Here is a 23,894-nt window from a genome sequence, read left to right as displayed (position 1 = left end):
TTGATACTGCTACTGTTAGGAAGTTACATCCTTCTAGGTAGGATGATGCCAAACCATGGGTATACCATGATGTCACAAAGGTTGTACCGGTTAGCCAACCTCCTAAAGCTAGGAATGCGCAGGGGAACAATAATATCCCTGACCATCCTACGAATACGAAGCGATCGCGCTTCAACCAGTCATCGAGAGTATCAAACCACCCTCTGCTACTGGGGGCGCGTCCTACTGCGATCGTCATCAGACTAAAATCCTCATTTTTACTAAAATTGCTACGTTTTTGAGGCAGCGCTATCAAGGACTTTACCGACTTATAGGATTACTACAGTCTGTAATATGCTCTTTACTAGACGCCCTTTGGGATATTTCCCGTAGGGTAGCAATTCGTGTGCCACTGCCTTGAGGAATTAACGTTTATTTTTGACACTTTCAGCGGATTTAATGCTGCTGAAACATTTTATGAGAATTTGCCTTTTATTTTTTAGCTCTTCTCAGGGTTGTGCCTTAACACGAAAGCACTCTTTGTTCATTTTCCCACACTTACAAAAAAAAGTGTGATAGCTGAACCCAGACTGGCTATGAGTAGTGATGCTACTCCATCTGCTACAGTCTGCTAAGGGGTTAATTCCCGTGAGGCACACGGTACTTTAGCTAGATTGTACAGCTACGGTTGTAGTGCAGCAAATCAATCCCTACATTTATGTAAGGTTAGATTTCTTTGCATTCTACTTAACTCTTCTTAACTTATCACATCAATAAGAATTTTTACCCCTCGGTCTGACACTCGTTCCTACACCAACCGCTCACGGCGGTGTAAACTTCTGGCAGATTGTTTTATCTAAAACCAGAGCCTCGTTCCTGGTACTAGAACTCTTTCCCAGTCACGTTTTTTATACGGAGTTACTTGACTTGACCCAAAGAGCAGTTTGATCTTATGGGTTCTATTATTCTGGATATCATATTTTTAATAATCTGACACAATTTTTCTCAGAAAACTTTACGTTTTCGTTCGCCTACTCCCTACCGCTTATATTCTGCTAAAATAACAGACTGGAATATGGCAAATACCTACAGCCAAGAATGACGACATCAACAACCATTAACAAAGGCGAATCACCGAACGGCGATCGCTCCTCTGCAGCAGTCTTGCATCAAACAATTCTCGGTTCTCGCCGATTCAGTAACTACTTGTGGGCTACTGTTGTTTCCTTGGGATCGACAGGTTTCTTGCTTGCTTCAATTTCCAGTTACCTGAAAACCAATTTACTTTTAGTAACTGATCCAACTCAATTGTTATTCGTCCCTCAAGGTTTGGTCATGGGGTTATACGGATCTGCCGGTTTATTCCTAGCCTTGTACTTGTGGCTTGTAATTTCATGGGATGTAGGAGGCGGATACAACGAGTTTAATCAGGAAACTGGAAGTGTAAAAATTTTTCGTTGGGGATTTCCTGGTAAAAACCGTCGTGTAGAAATTGACTGCACCACACAAGATGTGCAATCTGTCAAAGTCGATATAAAGGAAGGACTAAATCCCCGTCGCGCGCTTTACCTGCGCGTTAAGGGTCGTAGAGACATTCCCTTAACACGGGTAGGTCAACCTTTGTCATTAAAAGAGTTAGAAACTCAAGGAGCAGAATTAGCTCGCTTTTTGGACGTACCGCTAGAAGGACTGTAGAGAGAAAAGGGAGCAGGGAGCAGGGAGCAGGGGAAGTAGGGGGAGCAGGAATTAGTCAAAGCCGCAATGCCCAATGCCCAATGCCCAATGCCCCATGCCCCATGCCCAATCCCCTCGAGAATAAGCTACCCTGGTTTGGTGGTTTGGTTAAAAGTTTAACTGGCAATGCGGTTAAAAATTTCACAATTTCTATTTGCTCTAGTAATGGTTGGTGCTTTGATCTTAGGAAGCTGTTCGACTAAGCAGGTGACTGCCGATTCTTCCCAAGCTAGTGAGACAAGTACCAAAACAACTACAGAGGTTTCCTCTGTCTCTGATAATACAAGTGAGAATATTCCAGGAATGAAAGATTTACCACGACTAGAAGGTAAGGCTACTGTGGTGATGACTGTAAAAGGCTCACCAATCACCATAGAAGTAGATGGAACAAATGCACCAATTACTGCTGGCAATTTTGTAGATTTAGTTCAGCGCGGTGTGTACAACGGCTTAGCTTTTCATCGGGTTATACACAGTCCTCAACCTTTTGTGGCTCAAGGGGGTGATCCACAAAGCAAAGACGCCAAAGTTCCTATTGATAGGTTAGGAACAGGTAGTTTCATTGACTCAAAAACTGGCAAGGCTCGGTATATACCGTTGGAGATTAAACCCCAGGGTGGAGATACTCCAATTTACAGTAAAACATTAGAATCGGCTGGTGTAACGAAGCCACCAGTATTACAGCATAAGTTAGGCGCTGTAGCTATGGCGCGATCGCAAATGCCAGACTCGGCTTCCTCTCAGTTTTACTTTGCACTAGCAGATCTAGGTTTCCTAGATGGAAATTATGCTGTGTTTGGTCATGTCACTGATGGGATGAACGTAGTTAGTAAGATCCAGCAGGGCGATCGCATTGACTCGGCTAAAGTGACTAAAGGTGCAGAAAACCTGAAAAACGGCGGACATTAAGGTTTTAGCCCACACTCCAAAATTGGTTAAAGTTGTTATTACTGGTATTAGCTTAATTTCCGCCCTAGGTGTAAACTTTGAGGATGCTTGGAAGAATTTGGTAGCAGGTAAATCTGGGATCAGAATACACAAACCTTTCCCAGAACTTGAACAACGTCCTCTAGGATTGATAGGCACAAAACCAGCACAAGTAAAAACATTAACTCAACAGGTTATTGATGCAGTACTCAAAGATGCTGAGTTAGCTTTACCTTTGACAGACTGCGGAGTAGTGATTGGCTCGAGTCGCAGTAATCAGAGTTTGTGGGAACAAATGGTATCAGGGTTAGCTAGATCAACGATGGGGGAAATTTCTTCAACTTTCCCCCATAATTTTTCGTGGTTAGATACTTTGCCACATACAAACGCGATCGCGGCAGCCAGACAAATTGGTACACATGGAATAGTTTTAGCACCGATGGCTGCTTGTGCCACAGGAATTTGGGCAATTGGGCAAGCAGCTAATTTGGTACAAACTGGGCAATGTCAACGAGTGATTGCTGGTGCAGTAGAAGCACCGATTACGCCCTTGACAATAGCTGGGTTTCAACAAATGGGAGTTTTAGCCAAAACAGGGGCTTATCCCTTTGATTTGCATAGAGAAGGCTTGGTGCTGGGAGAAGGCGCAGCAGCATTTGTCGTTGAATCAGAGGAGTTAGCAAAGCGGCGTCAAGCAAAGATATATGGTCAAATTCTTGGTTTTGGGTTTACAGCAGATGCATACCATCCAACTTCCCCCGAACCTCATGGCAAGAGTGCGATCGCCGCAATCAAGCAATGTTTAAAGCACAGCCAATTGCTTCCAGAAGATATTGATCACATCCACGCTCATGGAACAGCCACGCAACTAAATGACCGTATAGAAAGTAATGTGATACAACGGTTATTTTCTAGAAATGTGCCAGTCAGTTCTACAAAAGGAGCTACTGGTCATACACTAGGGGCATCGGGAGCGTTAAGTGTAGCTTTTTCTCTCATGTCTGTGAAGCATCAAATTTTACTACCTTCTATTGGATTGCAAAACCCAGAATGCGATTTAAAGTTCGTGAGGGTGGCGCATCACAGTGAAATCAAGAATGTGCTGTGTTTTAGTTTTGGCTTTGGTGGTCAGAATGCGGTGATAGCGCTGGCTACATTCTGCAGCTAACCTTACCTGTAGACAGCTACCCTAAGAAAACAGATATCATATAAAAGTCGATAAAACTTAAAAATTGTTTATCAATGCTGATTTCATCCTCTGGCTTGTCCAAGGTCAAAGACTCAGTACAAAAAAAACTTTTATTCGGTAACGAATTGACTAGCGAGTTGCTAGTCATTCTGATCGTCTATTTCGTCCAAGGTATCTTGGGTTTAGCGCATCTAGCCGTTAGCTTTTTTTTAAAAGATGAACTGGGGCTAACTCCAGCACAAGTTTCAGCTTTAATAGGCATTATCATGTTGCCTTGGATGATCAAACCACTGCTAGGCTTCATCTCTGATGGCTTCCCCATATTCGGCTACCGACGTCGCCCATACTTGATCTTAGCTGGCATACTAGGAGCAATTTCCTGGTTAAGTTTGGGAACAATAGTTCACACAGCAACAGCCGCTATATTCACGATCACGCTTTGTTCCCTATCTACTGCGGTGAGTGATGTAATTATTGACTCTTTAGTTGTTGTACGAGCAAGAACAGAATCTCAAGCTGAAGCAGGTTCTCTCCAATCCCTTTGCTGGGGTTCAATGGCTATCGGTGGTTTAATGACAGCTTACTTTAGCGGTATACTACTAGAGTATTTCACCACGCGTACTGTATTTTTTATCACTGCCTTATTCCCACTCATCGTTTCTGCGGTAGCTTGGTTAATTACTGAATCTCCAGTCTCTGAAAATACAGAAGATAACAATAGTCATACTTCCTCGACAATTAAACATAATATTACGCAACTGCGCAAAGCTGTTACTCAAAAAGTGATTTTACTGCCAACAGCATTTATCTTCATTTGGCAAGCTACACCGAGCAGTGAATCAGCCTTTTTCTTCTTTACCACTAATGAACTGCACTTTCAGCCAGAATTTTTAGGGCGAGTGCGTTTGGTAACTAGTGTTGCTTCGTTAGTTGGTATTTGGATTTTTCAACGCTTCTTCAAAACTGTTCCCTTCCGGGTAATTTTTCGTTGGAGTGCTATATTCTCAACAGTATTGGGGATGACGACACTACTGTTGGTGACTCATGCAAACCGGGCTCTGGGTATAGATGACCACTGGTTTAGTATTGGTGATAGCCTCATTCTCACTGTTATGGGGAAAATAGCATACATGCCAGTGTTGGTACTAGCAGCGCGGCTATGTCCTGCGGGAGTGGAAGCAACATTATTTGCTTTGTTGATGTCTTTGAGAAATTTTGCGGGATTGATTTCTCATGAACTGGGAGCATTGTTAACCTATTTATTGGGAATTACTGAAACTAATTTTGATGCCCTTTGGTTGTTAGTCATCATCACTAACCTTAGTACTTTACTGCCTTTACCATTACTAAATTGGCTAGAATCTGCGGACTCACAAGAATCCACATTGCAAGCAGTTTCTTCAGAAGATGGAGAATCACCTTTAGTGGTTAATAGTTAGTTGTTTGATAAACTCTGTTCCCTGTTCCATTTATATGCAAAATTTTCAACTTTACGAACACGCCTCCACATTTCCAGAAAAGTCTTATACTCGCGGGAGTTGGCAACAAGGATATCAATCTCTAAAACAAGAGTTTGATTATTGGATTTCTGATGTAGAAGGACAAATTCCACCAGAACTCCATGGCACATTATTTAGAAATGGTCCAGGGTTGTTGGATGTAAACGGACATCGTATTCATCATCCCTTTGATGGTGATGGCATGATTTCCCGTATAACCTTCTCCAATAGCCGTGCTCACTTTTCTAACCGCTTTATTCGTACAATAGGTTATTTAGAAGAACAAAAAGCAGGCAAAATACTTTATCGTGGTGTTTTTGGTACACAAAAACCCGGCGGGTGGTTAGCTAACGCCTTCGATTTGAAATTCAAAAATATTGCTAACACCAATGTGATTTATTGGGGTGATAAACTATTAGCACTTTGGGAAGCAGCCGAACCTCACAGACTTGATCCTTACACTTTGGAAACTTTAGGCAAAGAATATTTCAAAGGGGTTTTGTCAGAAGGAGAAGCTTTTGCAGCGCATCCACGTTTTGATCCGAGTGGAAGTATAAATGGTGGTGAACCTTGCTTGGTAAACTTTTCCATTAAACCAGGACTGTCTTCTACAATTACTATTTTTGAGCTAGATCTGACAGGAGCAATTGTAAGAAAGCAAGCTCACAGTGTTCCTGGTTTTACATTTATCCACGATTTTGCAATTACCCCTAACTATTGCATTCTCTTTCAAAATCCTGTCGCTTTCAATCCTATACCTTTCGTGGCTGGGATGCGCGGTGCTGGGGAATGCATAAAGTTTCAACCAAATCAAAAGACTCGTATAGTCGTCATTAATCGTAACCCAGACAAAAAGGGAGTGCAGATTTTAGAAACTCACTCAGGTTTTGTTTTTCACCACGCCAATGCTTTTGAAGTCGATGATGAAATTGTTATAGACTCAATTTGCTACGAATCTTTTCCAGAGGTAAAACCAGAAAGCGATTTTCGGGAAGTTGATTTTGATGCTCTTAAGCCTGGGCAATTATGGAGGTTTCATGTGAAATTAAATGAACCTCCAGTATGGCGGGAGTTACTGGAAAACCGATGTTGTGAATTTCCCTGTATACACCCGAGTAAGGTGGGACGCCCATATCGTTATTTATACATGGGTGCAGCTCATGCTGAAACTGGTAATGCTCCATTACAAGCATTCTTGAAAGTTGATTTAGAGTTACAAGAAAGGCAATTTTGGAGTGCTGCGCCCCACGGCTTTGTCAGCGAGCCAATTTTTGTCCCACGTCCAGGTTCTGAAAAGGAAGATGATGGTTGGTTATTAGGTTTGGTTTACGACTCAACACACCATCGCTCTGATGTAGTGATTTTAGATGCAAATAATCTTAATCTTGGAGCAGTGGCACGCCTACATCTCAAACATCATATTCCCTACGGCTTGCATGGAAATTTTACTTCTGAGGTGTTTGTTCCTTAATAACCATCTATTGACCCCATCCCAGCGTTATTTCCAGATTAGCTGTGCTACTACCCTTAGCTAGCACAACTGTAAGTTTGCCAGATTCAATACCAATATCAATCCCAAATCTTACACTAGCTCTATCTGGTTTTACTTTATGCAATGCTTCTGCAATTTCTTTAGTCAATGATTCGATAGCAAGCGCTACTTCTTCAAAAGGTCGAGTTTGCAAATTTATTTTACGATCGCCAATTGATGTAGCTTCAATTTTAATAGAAGTGCCATCAGTAAGTTCTACTGTAATCATTTTGCTTTGGATTTCCATATTTATTGATTCTATAACATTTAATGAGTTTCGATAAATACTATATATCCAAAGCACAGTTATTCTTAGAAAATGCACGTAAGTCTTTTAAGAATTAACTATCTCCCACACTCATTGCTGCCAAAACAGCCTTCTGACTAACATCTTTATAAATACCATTTAAGTACTTCATAACCACGTCAGCAGCGTTGACATCAGCGAGATTTTCCTCGTCTTTTGCCAAAGGGATAGCACCTAAAATATCTAAAACTGTTTCACCACTAGACGGTGTAATAACTACTAAAGAAGATTCTAATGGTTCTTTATATTGCCAGAAAGAGTCAATTTTGACAGGATATTGATTGTGAGAAATTGAATCTTCTACTTGAGTTTGTTGAGTTGTATTTGAAGTTTCTCGTATCTTAGTACTGCGCAAACTCCTTAAATCACTGAGAATTTGTTCTTTAGTACGTCCTCGTAATTGAAACAGAACAAATGGATCTTCACTAAAGCGATCGCCTAACTGATAGTAGATAGCACCAACATGTTTACAGGGATTTGCCTTATCAGGACAAGAACACTTGCTATGAACATCAGACAGCGTAAAAGGAAACAGTGACAAACCATTAGCTGTGAAAACATCTTCTATATTTTGCGGCATTTCCCCAGCTAATAACTTAGCGGCAAAAATTGCTCTATCCGACATTGTTTCAATAACATAACCCCACTGTTCATCACTAAAAGGATCGAGAGAAAGGGACACCTTATAAGGTTCTGGCTCGCTACCTTGTACCCTAGCCAGTACTTTTGCCCCTTTAAACTCAATACTCAGAACATTCCCCTGTCGAGCATAATTTCTAGCACGTTCCAACCGTTTTTTAAAACGATAGGAATCTAACAAATCAAGCCACCTTTGTGACCACCATTCTCTACTTGCTTGAAGTGTGTAATTTTTTTCCATTGGTCTTATTCAGCATCTTCTTCGATGATTGCGCTACGATCAAGTACTAATAAGTTACGTAGTTGGTCTGTATCTAGTTCAGTTAACCATTCTTCTCCTGCACCGACAACTTGTTCAGCTAGTTGCTTTTTGCTTTCAATCATGTCATGAATTTTTTCTTCCAAAGTACCTGTACAAACAAATTTATGTACTTGTACATTGCGAGTTTGACCAATGCGGAATACCCTGTCTGTTGCTTGATTTTCAACTGCTGGGTTCCACCATCTATCAAAGTGAAAAACATGATTTGCTCTGGTTAAATTTAGTCCAACACCACCAGCTTTGAGGGATAAAATCATAATTGGAGGTCCTTGAGGATCGTGTTGAAAGCGATCAATCATCTCCTCACGTTGTTTTTTAGTAGTACTGCCATACAAAAATAGTGTTTCTCGCTGCAACTGTTTTTCTACGTATGGTTTTAGTAACTTACCCCACTCAGCAAATTGTGTGAAAATTAAAGCGCGATCGCCTTCCTCTAAAGCCACTTCCAACATTTCTCGCAACCGTTGGAGTTTTCCAGAATGATATTTTTCTAGAGAATTTTCCTTTAAATATTGAGCAGGGTGATTACATACTTGTTTTAGCTTAACTAATAAAGCTAAAATCATACCTCGGCGTTGTAATCCTTCGGCTGATTCAATTTCAGCTAAGGAGTCTTCCGCAACTTTTTGGTAAAGTTTTGCTTGTTCAGGACTTAAACCACAAAAGATTGTCATTTCTTGCTTTTCTGGCAAATCTTGAATAATTTCGCGGTCTGTTTTTAAGCGTCGTAGAATAAATGGTTGGACTAATGAGCGCAATTGACTTAATGACGAAGCATCACCATACTTTTCTATTGGCATGGCAAATCGTCTTTGGAAAAATTGCTTATTGCCCAAATAACTAGGATTGAGAAAATCCAAAATTGACCAAAGTTCTTGCAGTCTATTTTCTACTGGTGTTCCCGTTAGCGCCACACGAAATAAAGATTCTAATTGCCGTACTGCTTGTGATTGTTTAGCTTCTGAATTTTTAATATTCTGTGCTTCGTCTAAAGCAATGACTTGCCAAGAAACAGTTTGCAATGATTTTAAATCGCGGTGAATCAACGAGTAACTCGTGATGACTAAATCATGCTTTTTAGCTGACTCAGTAAACGCTTTGCCTTTAGGACGTTTATCACCGTGATACTGCACTACTTTTAAAGTAGGAGCGAACTTTTTAACCTCACGCTCCCAGTTTCCTAACACTGAAGTTGGACAAACAAGCAGCACTGGTTTTTCTAGGACTTCTTCCTGTTTTAAGTGTAGGAGGAAGGCAATGAATTGGATGGTGTTATGGCAAATAATATTGTTAGCGACAAAGTTGTGATGTTCTCTTACTTCAAAGTCGTAAACCCACCCTTCATAGTCGACATCCTCAATACTCTCAATTTTGCAGTAAAAAACTTCCTGGTCGCAAAGGCAATCTTCCAAAAGCTTGGTATCTTTCTGGGCTATTGAGACCGTTCCCGAATTAGCTATTTCATGTCGTTCTGCAATCTGCCAAGCAAGAAACTTGACTAAATCAGGGTCTTCTGGTTTTCCAAAAGATAGCATTTTAGCTGGCACACAGACGTAGTCACCAACTTTTAGGTCATTTGTCCAACCTTTATTAGTTAGCAACTTATGACGCCTGGTGATAGTTATGCTGCTACCATCTTGTAGGGTAACTTTTCGTAATTTTTCCCGAACTAGCTGGCGATATAAATGACGGACGGGAGCTTGCACTATTTTGCTAGTTTGCTCATCTATGGAATTTACCACTAATTCTTCAGTTGGTTCAGCCCAGAATCCCTCGCCGTCAAACTTTGTTGTGTCTCCAGCATAAGTCTGCCAAATTTCTTCTGCTGAAGACAGTTTGCCATTCACAGCTATCAATGTATCTTTTGCGACACATTTACCGAGTCCCATATCGTCCGCAAGACAGGCACCTAAACCCCAACGTTCTAGAAAAGCAAGCCAAGCTAAACCTCTTTCTTGATATGGTCTTAGCTGTCCTCGGAAATTTTGTGGTGCGGGTAAAGGAGCGATCGCCTGATTATTCGAGAGAGTATTAATTAACTCCTGCAACGTTCCAGACGCTTCAAAAGTCACTACTGGTAACTTTTCAATTGTCTGAGTATCTCCCTTACTGAGGCGTAAAGCATCTTCTAGCGAAAGCGACATTTGCTCTTTACGAGATGCAAAAAAGGCTTGTGCTGTCTTAATATCTTGAGGGCGTAATTCCACCCATTCCCCGTTTATTTCCACCAGTGGGCTTTTTAATGCCACAAGTCTATCAAATTCTTTCTTAGAAAGAGTTTGTCCTCCAATTGCCAATTGCCACTGAAAATTCAGTAAACTTTGTAAACTTAAGCGCTCCTCCTTTTTAGGGGAAGTTTGGGCAGTAATTTTCAAACCCAAACGGTTTGCCCATCCCTCGCGATTTGTTAAAGTCGTCGGCAAAACAACTCCTAGACCACTATCTTCAAACCGCAACGCCACAGTTTTAATAAACTCATAAGCCTGTAACGGATTGAGTGTAGTTTTTTCTGGATATCCAGTGTCTAAACTAGGTGCAATTGGGGGATACAATCGTGAAGCGATTCCCAAACCCCGTAAGAAAGTCTCTTGCGGATCATTAATAGTCCTATTCTGATATACCCAATTTTCAACGGGGTGATTCCAAATAGTTGCTGCGTCAACTACAAATTCTGGCTCATCAGCTGCTTGGAGGAAATACGCCAAAGTCCAATCAGTTTTTCCTGTTTCTGGAGGAAGCAACTGAAAACAAGTGCGAAACAGACTTTTCCCTGCTAGTTGGTGCTGCAGTGGCATAGTCCAAGACTTCAGAACTGCTTCCAAGCGTTCTACTTCAAACGTATCAGCACTAGCTACTTTATTGTGGTTTTCAACAGATGCAGGTGTTAAAGAATGGAGCCATTGTTGAATTGGAGATGGTAAAGACGCTATTGCCCTTGTTTCTACTGGTGCCTGGGAACCGACCATTGCTTTTACTTGGGCATCTATCGTACTGTTAAGAAACTCTTGTAATAACTGTTGGGGTTCTTGTGGCAAGTCTACATATGGAAAAGAAGCCGAAGATTCTGCTGATTGATACATCCGACAAGCTAATGGCATCAACTGAGAAAATTTTTCTAGACGGGTTCCATCTAAAGCACTATCTAGAAGTGCTTGCCATTGAGCAACGATAGAATGATCTTCTTGCTGCTTGAGTGTAGGCAAAAATTTACACCGCGAAATCAAATCGAGACTCCAACGTGCAACCTGCGACCAAAAACTTAAATCTCCTCCTAAAAAAGCATTCTCGCCTTTAGTAATGTTTAGGGGTAAAGAAGTTAGAAATTTTACAGCTTGTAGTGGACTAAGACAGAAACCCTCCACTTGCCAAGGTTGTAAGTATTGGATAGATTCGATCGCTGAATCTGGAATTTCTACCGTAGAAGAATATACCGGAGTTATGAAACTTGTGCCTTTCTCTACGTTGTGATCAAAGTACGTCGGTAAGGCAATTCTTTGAGAGTGCGTTGACCAATTTGCAGTTTCCTTTATCGATTTAGCAATAGAAATTGGAGGCGAACGAAACCAGTCGAGTAATTCTGGTGGTTTCATTGCCAATGGATATTGCAACGCATCCGATGACGAACTTTTAAGCGCATTTTTCGCCACAGGTCGCCACGTCTCGCCCCAAAGAAATAAACAGTTACCATGGTCTTGTAGTAACCAACTGCCGTGTAAAATTGCCATTTCCTAACTACTCAAACTCTCGCAAAACTGAAACCTTGAATTTGCTTATTTTCCACTTTTATACTTTTCGCAAATTCTTGTTGCTTATACTTAAACATAATAAAAACATCATAATATATCGTTATAAATCTTAGCAAAAATCTTATTTAGAAAATTTATGAGCTTAGAACAATTAAATCCCAGTATAATTACGATTCTTGTTTTTACTCAATTATACATGGGTTGACAAACAACTCCTCTTTATATACTGAATTATGTTGAGTGGGAATACTTTTGCTATGAAGCAATAAGTGTAGACACATTTCGTATGGCACAAGTACGCACAGTAGGTGCTATACCCACGCAAAAGCAATTCGGCGGTTTTGATTTTAAACCAAACTTCCTATTTTCAGTGTAGCCATATTTGCAATGATAATTTTATTCTACAACCTACACTAACTTGTAAGTAGGGCATCCCTTCGACTTCGCTCAGGGCAAGTGGGCAAGTGGGCATAGGGCATGGGGCATAGGGCAAAGGAACAAAAGCTACTTTCATGGCAAGGCTCGTGAAATTTTTTTCATTGGGACTGCTTTGTTGCCATATTTCATCGTTCCTAACGCTCATACTATTTCTCTTTCTCTAAATTATAGATACAAAATTAATTTCCCTATGCCCCATGCCCTATGCCCCATGCCCTTGCTTGTAACCTTTTTGACTTACGACTTTCTAAAAAAGCAGTGCTAGTGCGAAGGAAATTCTAGTTGTTTATCTTTCTATGGAACTGACGCCAGTATTAAAGCATAAATGTTAGGATTGCCACAGAGAGAGAATAGCGAAAATAGAAGGAAAAAAAATTGAATGGGAGAATTTGAAAAGTCAATATCCTTTGATGGACGGGATATTCGACTGAAGGTAGGTCAACTAGCTCCCCAGGCGGGTGGGTCGGTTTTAATACAATCTGGGGATACAGCAGTTTTAGTGACGGCTACACGCTCAGCAGCCCGAGAAGGCGTTGATTTTCTTCCTTTAACAGTAGACTACGAAGAAAGACTGTATGCGGCAGGTAGAATCCCTGGTGGGTTGTTAAGGCGGGAAGGTCGTCCGCCAGAAAAAGCAATTCTGGCAAGCCGTCTTATTGATCGACCACTGCGTCCTTTGTTCCCGTCGTGGTTACGAGATGACCTGCAAGTTATTGCCTTAACGCTCTCGATGGATGAGCTAGTACCACCTGATGTCTTAGCGGTAACTGGTGCTTCTATCGCCACTCTCATGGCCAAAATCCCCTTCAATGGACCAATGGCAGCAGTACGCGTAGGCTTAGTAGGAGATGATTTTATCATTAACCCTACTTACGCAGAAATTGAAGCTGGAGATTTGGATCTAATAGTAGCAGGTTCACCAGAAGGTGTGATCATGGTAGAGGCTGGGGCCAATCAATTGCCAGAGCGAGACATCCTCGAAGCGATTGAATTCGGCTATGAAGCAGTGCAAGACTTAATTAAAGCACAGCAAGATCTACTGAAAGAAGTAGGTTTGGAAATTGTACATGAAGTTCCACCAGAAGTAGACACAACGCTGGAAAACTTTATACGCGATCGCGCCAGTGCTGAAATTAAGAAAATTTTGTCACAGTTCGATTTAGAAAAAACAGAACGTGACGCTGCTTTAGATGCAGTCAAGGCAACAATTGAAACGGAAATTGCTGAGTTACCAGAAGAAGACCCAATCCGCATTGCTGCAACAGCAAACAGCAAAGCTATTGATAATACCTTCAAAGAGACGACTAAAAAGTTCATGCGCCGTCAAATCATCGAAGATAACGTTCGTGTTGATGGTCGCAAACTAGATGAGGTTCGCCCGGTTTCTTGTGCTGTTAGCCTTTTGCCGAAGCGGGTTCATGGTAGTGGTTTGTTTAATCGCGGATTAACACAGGTATTATCCGCTTGCACCCTAGGTACACCAGGAGATGCGCAGAACTTGACCGATGATTTACAAACAGATCAAGAAAAGCGCTACCTGCACCACTATAATTTCCCACCGTTCTCCGTAGGGGAAACTAAACCCATGCGTGCGCCTGGGCGACGGGAAATTGGTCACGGGGCGTTGGCAGAAAGAGCATTGCTACCTGTACTACCCCCGAAAGAACAATTCCCCTACGTGATTCGAGTCGTCTCGGAAGTCCTGTCTTCCAACGGTTCTACTTCAATGGGTTCTGTGTGCGGTTCTACACTAGCATTGATGGATGCCGGTGTTCCCATTTCTAAACCTGTAAGTGGTGCGGCAATGGGCTTGATTAAAGAAGGTGACGAAGTACGTGTTCTGACCGATATTCAGGGCATTGAAGACTTTCTAGGCGACATGGATTTTAAAGTAGCCGGGACGGATAGCGGAATTACCGCCCTACAAATGGATATGAAAATTCCAGGGTTGCCTTTAACTATTATTCGTCAAGCTATTGACCAAGCTAGAGGCGCACGGCTGCACATTCTGGAAAAAATGCTCCAGACCCTTGATCAACCGCGTACTGAGATGTCACCTTATGCTCCACGTCTGTTAACTATCAAGATCGATCCAGACATGATTGGTCTAGTGATTGGACCTGGTGGCAAAACAATTAAGGGCATCACTGAAGAAACAGGTGCAAAAATTGACATCGAAGATGACGGGACAGTCACAATTTCCGCTGTGGATGAAAACAAAGCGAAAAAAGCTCGCAACATTGTCCAAGGTATGACGCGGAAACTCAATGAAGGTGATGTATACGTGGGTCGTGTGACACGTATTATACCTATAGGTGCATTTGTGGAATTTTTGCCTGGGAAAGAAGGCATGATCCATATTTCGCAACTAGCCGACTACCGTGTGGGCAAAGTTGAAGATGAAGTCGCAGTTGGTGATGAAGTGATTGTCAAAGTACGGGAGATTGATGGCAAAGGCAGGATTAATCTTACCCGCTTAGGTATTCATCCAGACCAAGCAGCTGCGGCACGTGAAGCAGCAGCCGTAAATCGGTAAAATCGAAAATGCATTTTAGATTTTGGATTTTGTCCAATCCAAAATCTGGAAAGCGATCGCTCAATAGTTAAGATGCGGTCGCTTTGTGCTTGTTTGGAACACCTAACTTGCCAAAGGACTTAAAAATAATCCTGCTAAAGAAATAGCTAGAAATCCATAAAAAGTCATGGCTACATAGGCTGTTTTAACGCTTGTATTGCACTCCTACTTCTTGCAATCCCTACCTTTTAAGGGTAGGGTAGTTGAAGTTTCCTGTGTTAATTTAAAACTGCTTGGCTGTGATTCAGATTTGACATAGAGCATTGTGAGTTCTAAACGTCTTCCAGAAACTACTGCCCATGTTAGGATTACCCATCAATCCTGGCAAAAGGGTTTACTTGAAGGTGAAGTGAGCGCAGGTGAATTTGAGTGGCAGTTCCAATGGCATTTTCGCCAAGGGGAACTGTCAGTTAAGCCTTCCCAAGGTCGTGCTTTGATCAAAGAACCTCTTGGTCGCTTTCTCGAACAACGAGACTACCAATTAGAACCAGGCGGAGACTACGCCTTTACTATTCGGGCAGAACTGTAGTTGTTTTGCTAACTTATAAGTTCATTTTCTTTAGGGCGATTTAAATATCGCTCAATTAAAAGAATAGCTACAATGTCGTCTATCGGTCTAGGTGGTTGCCGCATACCTTGGGGCAATAGTTTTGATAGTCCTTTAGGAGGGTACATTTGCCAGTAGCGATCGCGCGCTTCTAAACTAGAATAGCGCTCATCCACTAAAACGATATTCACCGATTCTGGTAATTGGTGTTGCAGTTGTTTTTTCCACTGCTTGGCTGTGGTTTGGTCCCCCATTACCAATGTGGAAATGGAGTATTTTTGACGCAGTGTGACGATAGTCGCGATCGCCTCTGAAGACAAGACAACTTGGTGATAGTACAACCGCCGATCTAGTCCCATGACCGCTACACCACATTTATCCTTACCTGGATCAAAACCTAAAATCACTAGCTGGCTGGGCGACAATTCCATAAGAGTCATACAAATACCTTTAATATGGGGCATGGGGCAATGGGCATGGCGCACGGGGTATAGGGAACATAGGGTATTCTATGTACTTAGAAGTAATTAATTACATTATTGCCCATTACCCATCACCCATTGGCCATCAACCTATGCCCTATGCCCTATGCCCTATGCCCTATGCCCTATGCCCTATGCCCTATGTACTAAAAATCACCTTTCCATTTTGGATTGCTACTAGTTTCACTTTCAATGGTCCAGCAGTATAAGTGTCTTCTACGGCGATCGCTTTAATATCAACTGGCTGAGTGTATTGGCTTAACTGAGACATAAAACGGATTAGGGTACCTTCTATTTGAAGATTTTCTAGAATTCCCGCATTACGGGCACGAAATTGAGAAGCAGAAATCAGCTGCTCCAGCCGTTCCCGTAGCTGATAAGACGTCATCGTTTTGGGATCGGCGGTAGTTGTCGCAATGACTTCACCACCAGAAAAAACAACTTGATTTGGAGCTGCGTCAGTAAAAAATTCTATCTGCTTCTCTCCCCTGACATAATTACCAGCTACAAAAATGCGTACCACGTATTCTCTACCATCACTAACTTGCTTGCTCACCTGATCGACTTGATCTTGAGTGAAGCGCAATAGATTCTCATTGGTTAAAGAGCGTGAACCTGGTTCAGTTAAGGCTCCAGAGACATTCTTATTTGCTTCTTGCAAAATTTGGAGTACTCCCTGACGAGCAGAAGCAACTGTAAAGGCGCGAATAACTCCCGCCGCAATAACCTGACCGCGAATTAAAGCTAGTTTTCCTAAACGCAGGTCGCGAAAAGACTGGTAATATTTTTCCAGTTTTGCTACTTCCTGTTCTAGATAATTTTGTTGCGTTTCTAATTCTCGCAGGCGAGTCTCCCTGACAACAAGGACTTGCTCTCGCTGAGTGATTTCTAAATTGCGCCTTTGAATGAGTTGATCTAGCCGAGCGATTTTTTGATCACGCGTTTCTATAGCTTCTTGGCGATTAGCAAGCTCGCGATCGCGCCGTATGATTGCTTCCTTTGCTTGATTAATAGTTTCGTTGGCTTGTTTAATCAATTTCTCTCGTTCGGCTTTTCGTTGTTCAACTTCTAACAGCAGCTTTTTTTTCTCCTCGTCAACGCTTTTTAGCTCAGCAATGGCTTGCTGATATCGGCTAACGACTTGAGTTAACTGATTTTGAGTGCCTTGGAGTTGTTGTTGAGTTTGGGCTTGCTGGGTAATAGTGCGATTCAGTTGGGCTTGTGTTAATTGCTGTTTTGCATTTACCTCCTGTAAAGACTTATTAGTTACCCGCAAGTCTTCTTGTGCCTGTGCTTGTTGTTTTTTTACATTTCTTAACTCAGTTTGGGTTGCGTCTAGCTGCTTAGTTGTACTGTCGAGTTGTTCACGCTTCCGTCTGAGGTCGCGTTGAATATCTTCTAGTTTAAAAACCCCTTGTCGCAATTTGTCGTCGGCAGCAAATAAAATGGCAAGGGTTGACGCTGCAATCAAAGTACCCGTCAAAATCGTGACTAGTACTGCTGTGTTTTTGGGGCGTAGCTTAAATAGGGAGAGCCGTTTCTTGCCAACTCGTGTGCCAATGCGATCGCCCACTGTGGCAATTAGGCCTCCCACAACTAATATCACTGCTATCAGGATGTACCCAGTGGCCATCTTCAGTTACCGACGAAACCCTTCCAGATACAGCCTACTACTTCTAGCCATTTTCTGTGGGAGATTGGATATTGGCAATAACTGCTGATTACACAATTTACGAGATTTACCTCCTGTTGTGAATTACCCAATACCGGCCCCTTGCGGTAGGTTGTGGGCTTCGAGCTTTTGCGGGTGTGCTTGGTTATTTTGGTCTACACTCCCTCTAGTGGCTAGTTCCCTCCGGGACGCTGCGCAAGCACCTCAAATCAAAAGTCAAAAAAATCATAAACGGGGATACTAGCACCATTATTTATGGGTTTGTCGTTTTGACTTTTGGACGCGTGATTTTTTACTTCCCCGGCGGCGTAGCGTCTCCACTACTGAGAAGGGGCTGACCTCTTAACGTGCAGGAGACTACAACCCAATCTTAATACGAAACCATCAAAAAATCCTAGAAATTGACAAAAACTCAACTATATCATTACCTCATTAACAAAACGGTTGGTATTGGCTAAAGCGAGCTAGGTTTTGTTGGAAGGCTTGTGGGTGAAGAGTGTGGGAGGGGTGTGGAGTGTCGGGATAAAGTCTTTGCCTGGTGTTCCCGCACTGCCTAAACCGCCACCCTCACAATTGTTTTTAAGTAAATTGCCGACTTAGAGTCACAGGTTTATGGACAGTAATCTTCTTTTTGTGGATTGAAATCATTTTCTTTTCGCGTAGGTCGCCAAGTAGCCTGGTTACTGTAACACGAGTTGAACCAATTGCCTCAGCGATCGCTTGATGAGACAGCTTGAGGTCGATTGTGATTCCATCTGCGCAAGGAATGCCAAAATCTCGACACAGAATTAACAAAAAACTCACTAACCTTGAACCCATATCCCTGTGAGCTAGCGTTTCAATCATCATTTCTGTTTGTAAAATCCGTGAAGACAGACCACGTAGCATTAACATCGACAATTCTGGATTTTCCTTGAGTGCTTGTTCTACCTGTTCAATTGGTGCTGATAACAATTCTACAGGTGTGAAAGCAACTGCATGGTAAAACCGATCCGACTTGTTTCCTGTAAGCAGAGACAAAACGCCAAAAACGCTATTTTCCCGCAGTAGCGCTACCGTTATTTCTTCTCCTGCTTCGTACACCCTGGATAGTTTAACTGCACCCTTCAAAAGGAAATAAACTCGTTCGGCAGGATCGCCAGGAAAAAAGATCGTTTTGTTACGTTCAAACGTTTCCACGACTGGCGGAAACGCTCCGGTCGCCATCTGACGAAAAACATTTGCTAGGGCTTTATCTTGTGTCACGATCATCTCCCTTCCCCTACCTAATGCCGGAAAACTAAAATAGATTACCTAAGAATACACCTTAAAAATCAATAAGACATTGTCAACCTTTTTGTACTTTCCTATACTTAACCCCTTTTTATCATAATTATTTGTTCATTGTGATACAAGTTTTTTTCATTCTTAAATTTACTACTTTTTTATAATTGCTTGAACGGTTGTAACCAAAAAGTTTTATGAAGACAAAAAGAAGACATCTTGAGAATATCTTAAGAAATAAGCAGTAGTTTCATGGTCGTAAACATGCTTGTTAATAATCATTATTTATAAATCCTCCCAAAAACAAAGTCAAATTAGGCTCAGATTCTAGTATCCTTTTAAGGATCGATTGCATTAAAGCTGATTTGTATGCTGGATCTAACAGGAAAGAACGCTCTTGTCACAGGCATTGCTAATAACCGTTCTATTGCTTGGGGTATAGCTCAACAACTGCATAAAGCAGGAGCGAACCTAGGTATTACTTACTTGCCTGATGACAAAGGCAAAATGGAAAAAAAAGTTGCAGAATTGGTCGAACCCCTACAACCCAGCCTTTTTCTTCCTTGTAATGTAGAAAGTGAAGAGCAAATTCAGTCGACTTTTGACACTATCCGGGATAAGTGGGGTTCTTTAAATATCCTCATTCATTGCCTTGCATTTGCAAATAAAGAAGATTTGAGTGGCGATTTCAGCCAAACCTCACGTTCTGGGTTCAACAAGGCTTTAGAGATTAGCACTTACTCACTGGTGCAGTTAAGTGGTGCAGCCAAACCTTTGATGACGGATGGAGGAAGTATCGTTACTTTAACCTATTTAGGTGGTGCGCGGGCAGTACCAAACTATAACGTTATGGGAGTCGCCAAAGCAGGGTTAGAAGCAAGTGTACGTTATCTAGCTGCTGAACTAGGTCCCAATAACATTCGTGTCAATGCTATCTCTGCTGGACCAATTCGCACTTTAGCTTCTAGTGCCGTGGGGGGCATTCTGGATATGATTCATCATGTGGAACAAATAGCTCCCTTACGACGTACAGTCACTCAGATAGAAGTTGGCAATACGGCAGCTTTCTTGTCCAGTGATCTAGCTAGTGGAATTACTGGACAAGTCCTGTATGTAGATGCAGGATATGAAATTATGGGAATGTAGAATATAAAGGGGGCATAGGGCATAGGGCATGGGGCATCGGGAAGATAGGGTATTCTCAGTACTTATAAATAATTAATTACATTATTCATTGCCTATTGCCCATTGTGCCATCCCCCATGCCCATTGCCCTATGCCCTATGCCCCATGCCCCATGCCCAATACCCAATCCCACTAGTTATGCAATTAAGCGATCGCCAAATTTTAGACTGTTTCTCCCCTCGGAAAGCAACAATACGTCGTGTGACTAATGAAACAGATGTACAAGTCGCCGTAAACCTCGATGGTACAGGAACTTGCAAAGTTTCTACCGGTATCCCGTTTTTGGATCATATGCTGCATCAAATCTCGTCCCACGGATTAATTGACTTGGAGATACAAGCAAGCGGAGATTTGCATATTGACGACCATCACACTAATGAAGATGTAGGTATTACTTTGGGACAAGCGTTAAATGAAGCACTTGGAGATAAGAAAGGTATAGTCCGGTTTGGTAACTTTCTTGCTCCTTTAGATGAAGCTTTAATTCAGGTAGTGCTGGACTTTTCTGGTCGTCCTCATCTCAGCTACGGCTTGCAAATTCCTTCTCAACGGGTAGGAAGCTATGACACACAATTGGTACGGGAATTTTTTGTGGCGTTAGTCAACCATAGCAACATGACACTGCACATCCGTCAGTTGGAAGGTATTAATTCCCATCACATTATTGAAGCGACGTTTAAGGCCTTCGCTAGGGCTTTAAGAATGGGGATTGAGATTGATCCACGGCGTGCTAGTATGATTCCCAGTTCTAAGGGTGTATTATAACACATCTATTCAACTAGAAATTGCCTTAAAGAGTTTGCATTTTAACAAAAAAATTACATTTTGAGGGAAAAATTATCCAAAACTTCATAATACCGAGAGTAGATTTGTCTATAACGGTTTGAGTTGGAAGCAGTTTAGCTGAAACGTTCTCCCAAGTAGTTGGTGTTGAAAGAGCTCGCTTGTTTGCTTTAGGTAAACCCCCAACACGAAGCAACATACTTACTCTTTATCTATATGGTACAGTAATACCAATTTTGGGTGAAGCTGCACATTATTTTTACCCCTCCTAACCTCCCCTTGCCAAGGGGAGGTGCTGCTATACGGTTGGGATTCTTATGGGTCTTTATATAAAAATGGTATAACTCGTTTCAGCGATAGAATTTTTCGTTCTCTTGACAGAGGAACAACCTAGACAAGAATTGGTGATCTCTCTAAACCAATAGGCAATGATCCAAATGTTATGGAGGCTAGCAGACAGAACTTTGGTCTTGTGTTTATCGGTACTAATGGTAGAGGAATTTACTATGGTACAAATTGACTAACTTATTCAAACGCCCCCTGCAGTAGGACAGTTAAATTGTCTTTTATAAGACTTTAAACCTTTGTTTTAAAATTAGCCAAAAAAATGGCAGACTTTCCACCAAGTATCTTTTCCAGAGTCTTTGTGGCTCACATCCGAGTCTATATAACCACTCGAGTCCCGCGTAGCTCATCCATTTTGGAGATCTTTGTTTGTAACCTGCCTCAAAATCTAAAGTAGCACCTACTGCTAAGAATACTTTAATGTTGGGCATTTGATCTTTGTATTTCACAATCCATTTTTCTTGTTTAGGTGCACCAACTCCCACTGCCAATACGGTTGCACCTGAATTATTAATCATATTAATGATTTGTTGGCATTCGTTCTCATTATTTTCAAATCCAAATGATGGAGAATGGGAGCCAATAACTATATTCTTACCTACTTGAGAATTGATTTTTTGTTGAGCTTTTTTGGCTATTCCTGGAGCAGAACCCAACAAAAAAATTTTAGTATTTAAATCGTTTTTATAGTAACGATAGAAAGCCGGAAATAAGTCGGAGCCTGAAATTTTTTCTTTTAGAGGCGTACCTAAAAATTTGCAGGCGTATATCAATATCTGACTATCACAAACTTTATATGTAGCTTTCTTGTAAGCGTGATAAAATTCTTCGTCTTTTTGCAGCTTGATTAAATGATCTACATTAGGTGTAAATACTATACCTCCTGTTTTCAGGCTCTCTAACAACTCTAGAGTAGACAAATTATCAATACAAATATTGAGTAGTTTCACTTGTTTCATAAATAGTCGTGGTTAGAACCCTCTCCGTGTGAAGTGCTAAATAACAGCTTGATATTTCAGAAATTCTCTGGAACAATCGCCCAAAAAATTAAGCTTCTGAAAAACTGACTTTGCTAGGGGTAATTAGGGTTTCATGGATCCGGATAGATAAATTCAATTGCTACTCTCTCAGAGAAGACTATACTGATAGTATTAAAATACAAAGCCTTAATATCCGTTAAACTATTAACGCGAACTTAATAGAAATTTTAAGATTTTACCATCAAAATGACCTCTTATTTAAAGAATTGGTAAAACTATGAAATTAGTAATCAATTAATCAGTTTTTTTGTGACGACTTAAATTTTTACAGATTACATGTAATACATAATAAATTATAAATTTATTATGAAGTCTTGTAAAAATAAAATTATTACCTAGCAAAGAGCGCTGATACGATTGCTAGATCACTGGGTACCCTATGAGTAGTATTCTTTGTGTTACCTTGCAGAAAATTTAAGCCAAAATGAAGTCTGTTGCAGAGGTTCCCAATTTTCAACTGAATTCCCAAGACACTCCACCAGTTGTCGTCACGACTGGATTGAGGAAAGTTTATCGCACTGGCTTTTTTTTGAATCAAAAAGTCGTATCCCTGAAAAACTGTTCTTTAACAGTGTACAAAGGTGAAACCTTTGGTTTACTAGGACCAAACGGGGCGGGAAAAACAACTTTGCTAAAATTATTACTAGGTATGATTCGTCCAACCTCTGGTCGGGGTTTGTTGTTGGGAAGTCCTCTTGGCGATCGCAACATCAGAGAACGTATCGGCTATCTCCCTGAAAATGCTTACTTATACGACTATCTAACTGGTTGGGAATTCTTGCAAGCTCAAGCAGGGTTATTCCAAATTCCTAAACGAGTGCAACGAGAACGGATTCCTTATCTGTTGGAATTAGTAGGTTTATCCAAGGCTGATGCTCGCAAAAAGCAAATGCGTCGATACTCTAAAGGTATGTTGCAGCGTGTTGCTATGGCACAAGCGCTAATCAACGATCCAGAAGTCGTATTTTTGGATGAACCTATGTCTGGGTTAGATCCTATAGGACGCTACCAAATGCGGGAAATTATCTTGGCGCTGAAAGCTGAAGGGAAGACAATTTTTTTCAACAGCCATATTCTGAGTGAGGTGGAGCAGGTTTGCGATCGCGTTGCTATTCTTAATCAAGGGGAATTAATTTGTCATGGTTCCCTCGATCAACTTCTAGGAACACACGACACCTATGAAGTTAAAGGTCAAGGTGGTGATTGGGAAATTCTCAAAAAATGGTTTTCTAGTCTCGAATTTGCACCTGATGGTTCTTGGCAAGGTAAACTACAAGGTGATTATTATGATTTTCTTGCCAGCCTTCGCCTAATGGGTGGGCAAATCATTAGTATGAGACTATTCCGTCCAACACTTGAAGAGTTTTTTATCAAAACCGTTAAGACGGGAGTTAATAATTCGTAATTTGAATATTAAAAAATATACAAAATTCCTCTAGATATAGACCATCAGGTAAGCGAGCATCTTCACAGAAAAATTATATTGAAAAAGAATTCAGGAGTCAGGACTCAGAAGCAAGAAGTATGGGTACTTAGACCCTAAGCAGTTGCGGACAATGTGTAGAGATTGGGGATTGAAAGTACGATTGATCCACTACCAGGAAAAATTGTCTTACTCCCGACTCCTGACTCCTGACTCGTAACTCCTAAGTTCTTTGTGTTCAACTTTAAATAAAATTCATAAAAAATTA

General features: G+C 41.4%; 17 protein-coding genes and 1 pseudogene. 10 read left to right on the top strand and 8 right to left on the bottom strand.

Annotated elements, in window-relative coordinates; translation table 11 throughout:
- Positions 1-238 (bottom strand): annotated as a pseudogene (locus G4P69_RS30305) (photosystem II D2 protein (photosystem q(a) protein)); the annotation flags it as partial.
- Positions 239-1,077: 839 nt separating this feature from the next.
- Between G4P69_RS30305 and G4P69_RS30300 the strand changes: the two are divergent.
- The 5 genes from G4P69_RS30300 (at position 1,078) to G4P69_RS30280 (ending at position 6,799) form a co-directional block, all read left to right on the top strand.
- The gene (locus tag G4P69_RS30300; protein ID WP_208342910.1) at positions 1,078-1,674 is read left to right on the top strand and encodes a photosystem I assembly protein Ycf4; all 597 of its coding nucleotides are present in this window, start codon (positions 1,078-1,080) and stop codon (positions 1,672-1,674) included.
- Positions 1,675-1,839: 165 nt separating this feature from the next.
- Positions 1,840-2,622, top strand: coding sequence for a peptidylprolyl isomerase (locus G4P69_RS30295; RefSeq protein WP_208342911.1), 783 nt, complete (start codon positions 1,840-1,842; stop codon positions 2,620-2,622).
- Positions 2,623-2,644: 22 nt separating this feature from the next.
- Positions 2,645-3,808, top strand: coding sequence for a beta-ketoacyl-ACP synthase (locus G4P69_RS30290; RefSeq protein WP_208342912.1), 1,164 nt, complete (start codon positions 2,645-2,647; stop codon positions 3,806-3,808).
- Positions 3,809-3,882: 74 nt separating this feature from the next.
- Complete coding sequence (locus tag G4P69_RS30285) at positions 3,883-5,268, top strand: folate/biopterin family MFS transporter (RefSeq protein WP_208342913.1); 1,386 nt, start codon at positions 3,883-3,885, stop codon at positions 5,266-5,268.
- 34 nt (positions 5,269-5,302) lie between these two features.
- Positions 5,303-6,799: a carotenoid oxygenase family protein gene (locus tag G4P69_RS30280; RefSeq protein ID WP_208342914.1), complete on the top strand. Its 1,497-nt coding sequence runs from the start codon at positions 5,303-5,305 to the stop codon at positions 6,797-6,799.
- A 7-nt stretch (positions 6,800-6,806) separates the two neighbouring features.
- Here the strand turns inward: G4P69_RS30280 and G4P69_RS30275 are convergent, their stop codons facing one another.
- The 3 genes from G4P69_RS30275 to G4P69_RS30265 form a co-directional block, all read right to left on the bottom strand.
- A complete protein-coding gene (locus tag G4P69_RS30275) occupies positions 6,807-7,106 on the bottom strand; it encodes a CU044_2847 family protein (protein WP_208342915.1) in 300 nt (99 codons plus the stop codon).
- A gap of 94 nt (positions 7,107-7,200) precedes the next feature.
- Positions 7,201-8,046: an SWIM zinc finger family protein gene (locus G4P69_RS30270; protein ID WP_208342916.1), complete on the bottom strand. Its 846-nt coding sequence runs from the start codon at positions 8,044-8,046 to the stop codon at positions 7,201-7,203.
- Positions 8,047-8,051: 5 nt separating this feature from the next.
- Positions 8,052-11,852: an SNF2-related protein gene (locus tag G4P69_RS30265; RefSeq protein ID WP_208353302.1), complete on the bottom strand. Its 3,801-nt coding sequence runs from the start codon at positions 11,850-11,852 to the stop codon at positions 8,052-8,054.
- 838 nt (positions 11,853-12,690) lie between these two features.
- On the opposite strand from G4P69_RS30265, the gene G4P69_RS30260 reads away from it, so the two are divergent.
- Both G4P69_RS30260 and G4P69_RS30255 read left to right on the top strand, forming a co-directional pair.
- Entirely contained in the window at positions 12,691-14,847 is a 2,157-nt protein-coding gene (locus G4P69_RS30260; RefSeq protein WP_208353299.1) for a polyribonucleotide nucleotidyltransferase, read from the top strand.
- Between the two features lie 304 nt (positions 14,848-15,151).
- On the top strand, positions 15,152-15,415 hold the full coding sequence (locus G4P69_RS30255) for a DUF3146 family protein (protein WP_208345547.1): 264 nt from the start codon (positions 15,152-15,154) through the stop codon (positions 15,413-15,415).
- A gap of 8 nt (positions 15,416-15,423) precedes the next feature.
- On the opposite strand, the gene G4P69_RS30250 is transcribed toward G4P69_RS30255, so the two are convergent.
- The 3 genes from G4P69_RS30250 to ntcA form a co-directional block, all read right to left on the bottom strand.
- Positions 15,424-15,873, bottom strand: coding sequence for a pre-16S rRNA-processing nuclease YqgF (locus tag G4P69_RS30250; protein ID WP_208345549.1), 450 nt, complete (start codon positions 15,871-15,873; stop codon positions 15,424-15,426).
- 181 nt (positions 15,874-16,054) lie between these two features.
- Positions 16,055-17,548, bottom strand: coding sequence for a DUF3084 domain-containing protein (locus tag G4P69_RS30245; RefSeq protein ID WP_208345552.1), 1,494 nt, complete (start codon positions 17,546-17,548; stop codon positions 16,055-16,057).
- A gap of 618 nt (positions 17,549-18,166) precedes the next feature.
- Positions 18,167-18,838, bottom strand: a complete 672-nt coding sequence (ntcA, locus tag G4P69_RS30240; protein WP_015141263.1) for a global nitrogen regulator NtcA — start codon at positions 18,836-18,838, stop codon at positions 18,167-18,169.
- A gap of 381 nt (positions 18,839-19,219) precedes the next feature.
- Between ntcA and fabI the strand changes: the two genes are divergently transcribed.
- Together fabI and hisB are read left to right on the top strand one after the other, a co-directional pair.
- Positions 19,220-19,996 carry an enoyl-ACP reductase FabI gene (gene fabI / locus G4P69_RS30235; RefSeq protein WP_208345909.1) on the top strand — a complete coding sequence of 259 codons (777 nt, stop codon included), beginning with the start codon at positions 19,220-19,222 and terminating at the stop codon, positions 19,994-19,996.
- A 177-nt stretch (positions 19,997-20,173) separates the two neighbouring features.
- Positions 20,174-20,800 carry an imidazoleglycerol-phosphate dehydratase HisB gene (gene hisB, locus G4P69_RS30230; RefSeq protein ID WP_208345910.1) on the top strand — a complete coding sequence of 209 codons (627 nt, stop codon included), beginning with the start codon at positions 20,174-20,176 and terminating at the stop codon, positions 20,798-20,800.
- 584 nt (positions 20,801-21,384) lie between these two features.
- On the opposite strand, the gene G4P69_RS30225 is transcribed toward hisB, so the two are convergent.
- On the bottom strand, positions 21,385-22,122 hold the full coding sequence (locus tag G4P69_RS30225) for a WecB/TagA/CpsF family glycosyltransferase (protein WP_208353296.1): 738 nt from the start codon (positions 22,120-22,122) through the stop codon (positions 21,385-21,387).
- 505 nt (positions 22,123-22,627) lie between these two features.
- Between G4P69_RS30225 and G4P69_RS30220 the strand changes: the two genes are divergently transcribed.
- On the top strand, positions 22,628-23,608 hold the full coding sequence (locus G4P69_RS30220; protein ID WP_208345380.1) for an ABC transporter ATP-binding protein: 981 nt from the start codon (positions 22,628-22,630) through the stop codon (positions 23,606-23,608).
- The last annotated feature ends 286 nt before the right edge of the window (positions 23,609-23,894 follow it).

It is taken from the genome of Aetokthonos hydrillicola CCALA 1050 (genome assembly GCF_017591665.1).
GTDB lineage: Bacteria > Cyanobacteriota > Cyanobacteriia > Cyanobacteriales > Nostocaceae > Aetokthonos > Aetokthonos hydrillicola.
This window is presented reverse-complemented; position numbering and strand designations above follow the sequence as displayed.

What these genes read in the sequence shown, in the direction of transcription:
- ntcA (WP_015141263.1), bottom strand. Translation starts at nt 18,838, where the DNA reads ATGATCGTGACACAAGATAAAGCCCTAGCAAATGTTTTTCGTCAGATG.
- G4P69_RS30260 (WP_208353299.1), top strand. Translation starts at nt 12,691, where the DNA reads ATGGGAGAATTTGAAAAGTCAATATCCTTTGATGGACGGGATATTCGA.
- G4P69_RS30225 (WP_208353296.1), bottom strand. Translation starts at nt 22,122, where the DNA reads ATGAAACAAGTGAAACTACTCAATATTTGTATTGATAATTTGTCTACT.
- G4P69_RS30270 (WP_208342916.1), bottom strand. Translation starts at nt 8,046, where the DNA reads ATGGAAAAAAATTACACACTTCAAGCAAGTAGAGAATGGTGGTCACAA.
- G4P69_RS30280 (WP_208342914.1), top strand. Translation starts at nt 5,303, where the DNA reads ATGCAAAATTTTCAACTTTACGAACACGCCTCCACATTTCCAGAAAAG.
- G4P69_RS30275 (WP_208342915.1), bottom strand. Translation starts at nt 7,106, where the DNA reads ATGGAAATCCAAAGCAAAATGATTACAGTAGAACTTACTGATGGCACT.
- G4P69_RS30285 (WP_208342913.1), top strand. Translation starts at nt 3,883, where the DNA reads ATGCTGATTTCATCCTCTGGCTTGTCCAAGGTCAAAGACTCAGTACAA.
- G4P69_RS30245 (WP_208345552.1), bottom strand. Translation starts at nt 17,548, where the DNA reads ATGGCCACTGGGTACATCCTGATAGCAGTGATATTAGTTGTGGGAGGC.
- G4P69_RS30220 (WP_208345380.1), top strand. Translation starts at nt 22,628, where the DNA reads ATGAAGTCTGTTGCAGAGGTTCCCAATTTTCAACTGAATTCCCAAGAC.
- fabI (WP_208345909.1), top strand. Translation starts at nt 19,220, where the DNA reads ATGCTGGATCTAACAGGAAAGAACGCTCTTGTCACAGGCATTGCTAAT.
- G4P69_RS30295 (WP_208342911.1), top strand. Translation starts at nt 1,840, where the DNA reads ATGCGGTTAAAAATTTCACAATTTCTATTTGCTCTAGTAATGGTTGGT.
- hisB (WP_208345910.1), top strand. Translation starts at nt 20,174, where the DNA reads ATGCAATTAAGCGATCGCCAAATTTTAGACTGTTTCTCCCCTCGGAAA.
- G4P69_RS30250 (WP_208345549.1), bottom strand. Translation starts at nt 15,873, where the DNA reads ATGACTCTTATGGAATTGTCGCCCAGCCAGCTAGTGATTTTAGGTTTT.
- G4P69_RS30265 (WP_208353302.1), bottom strand. Translation starts at nt 11,852, where the DNA reads ATGGCAATTTTACACGGCAGTTGGTTACTACAAGACCATGGTAACTGT.
- G4P69_RS30300 (WP_208342910.1), top strand. Translation starts at nt 1,078, where the DNA reads ATGACGACATCAACAACCATTAACAAAGGCGAATCACCGAACGGCGAT.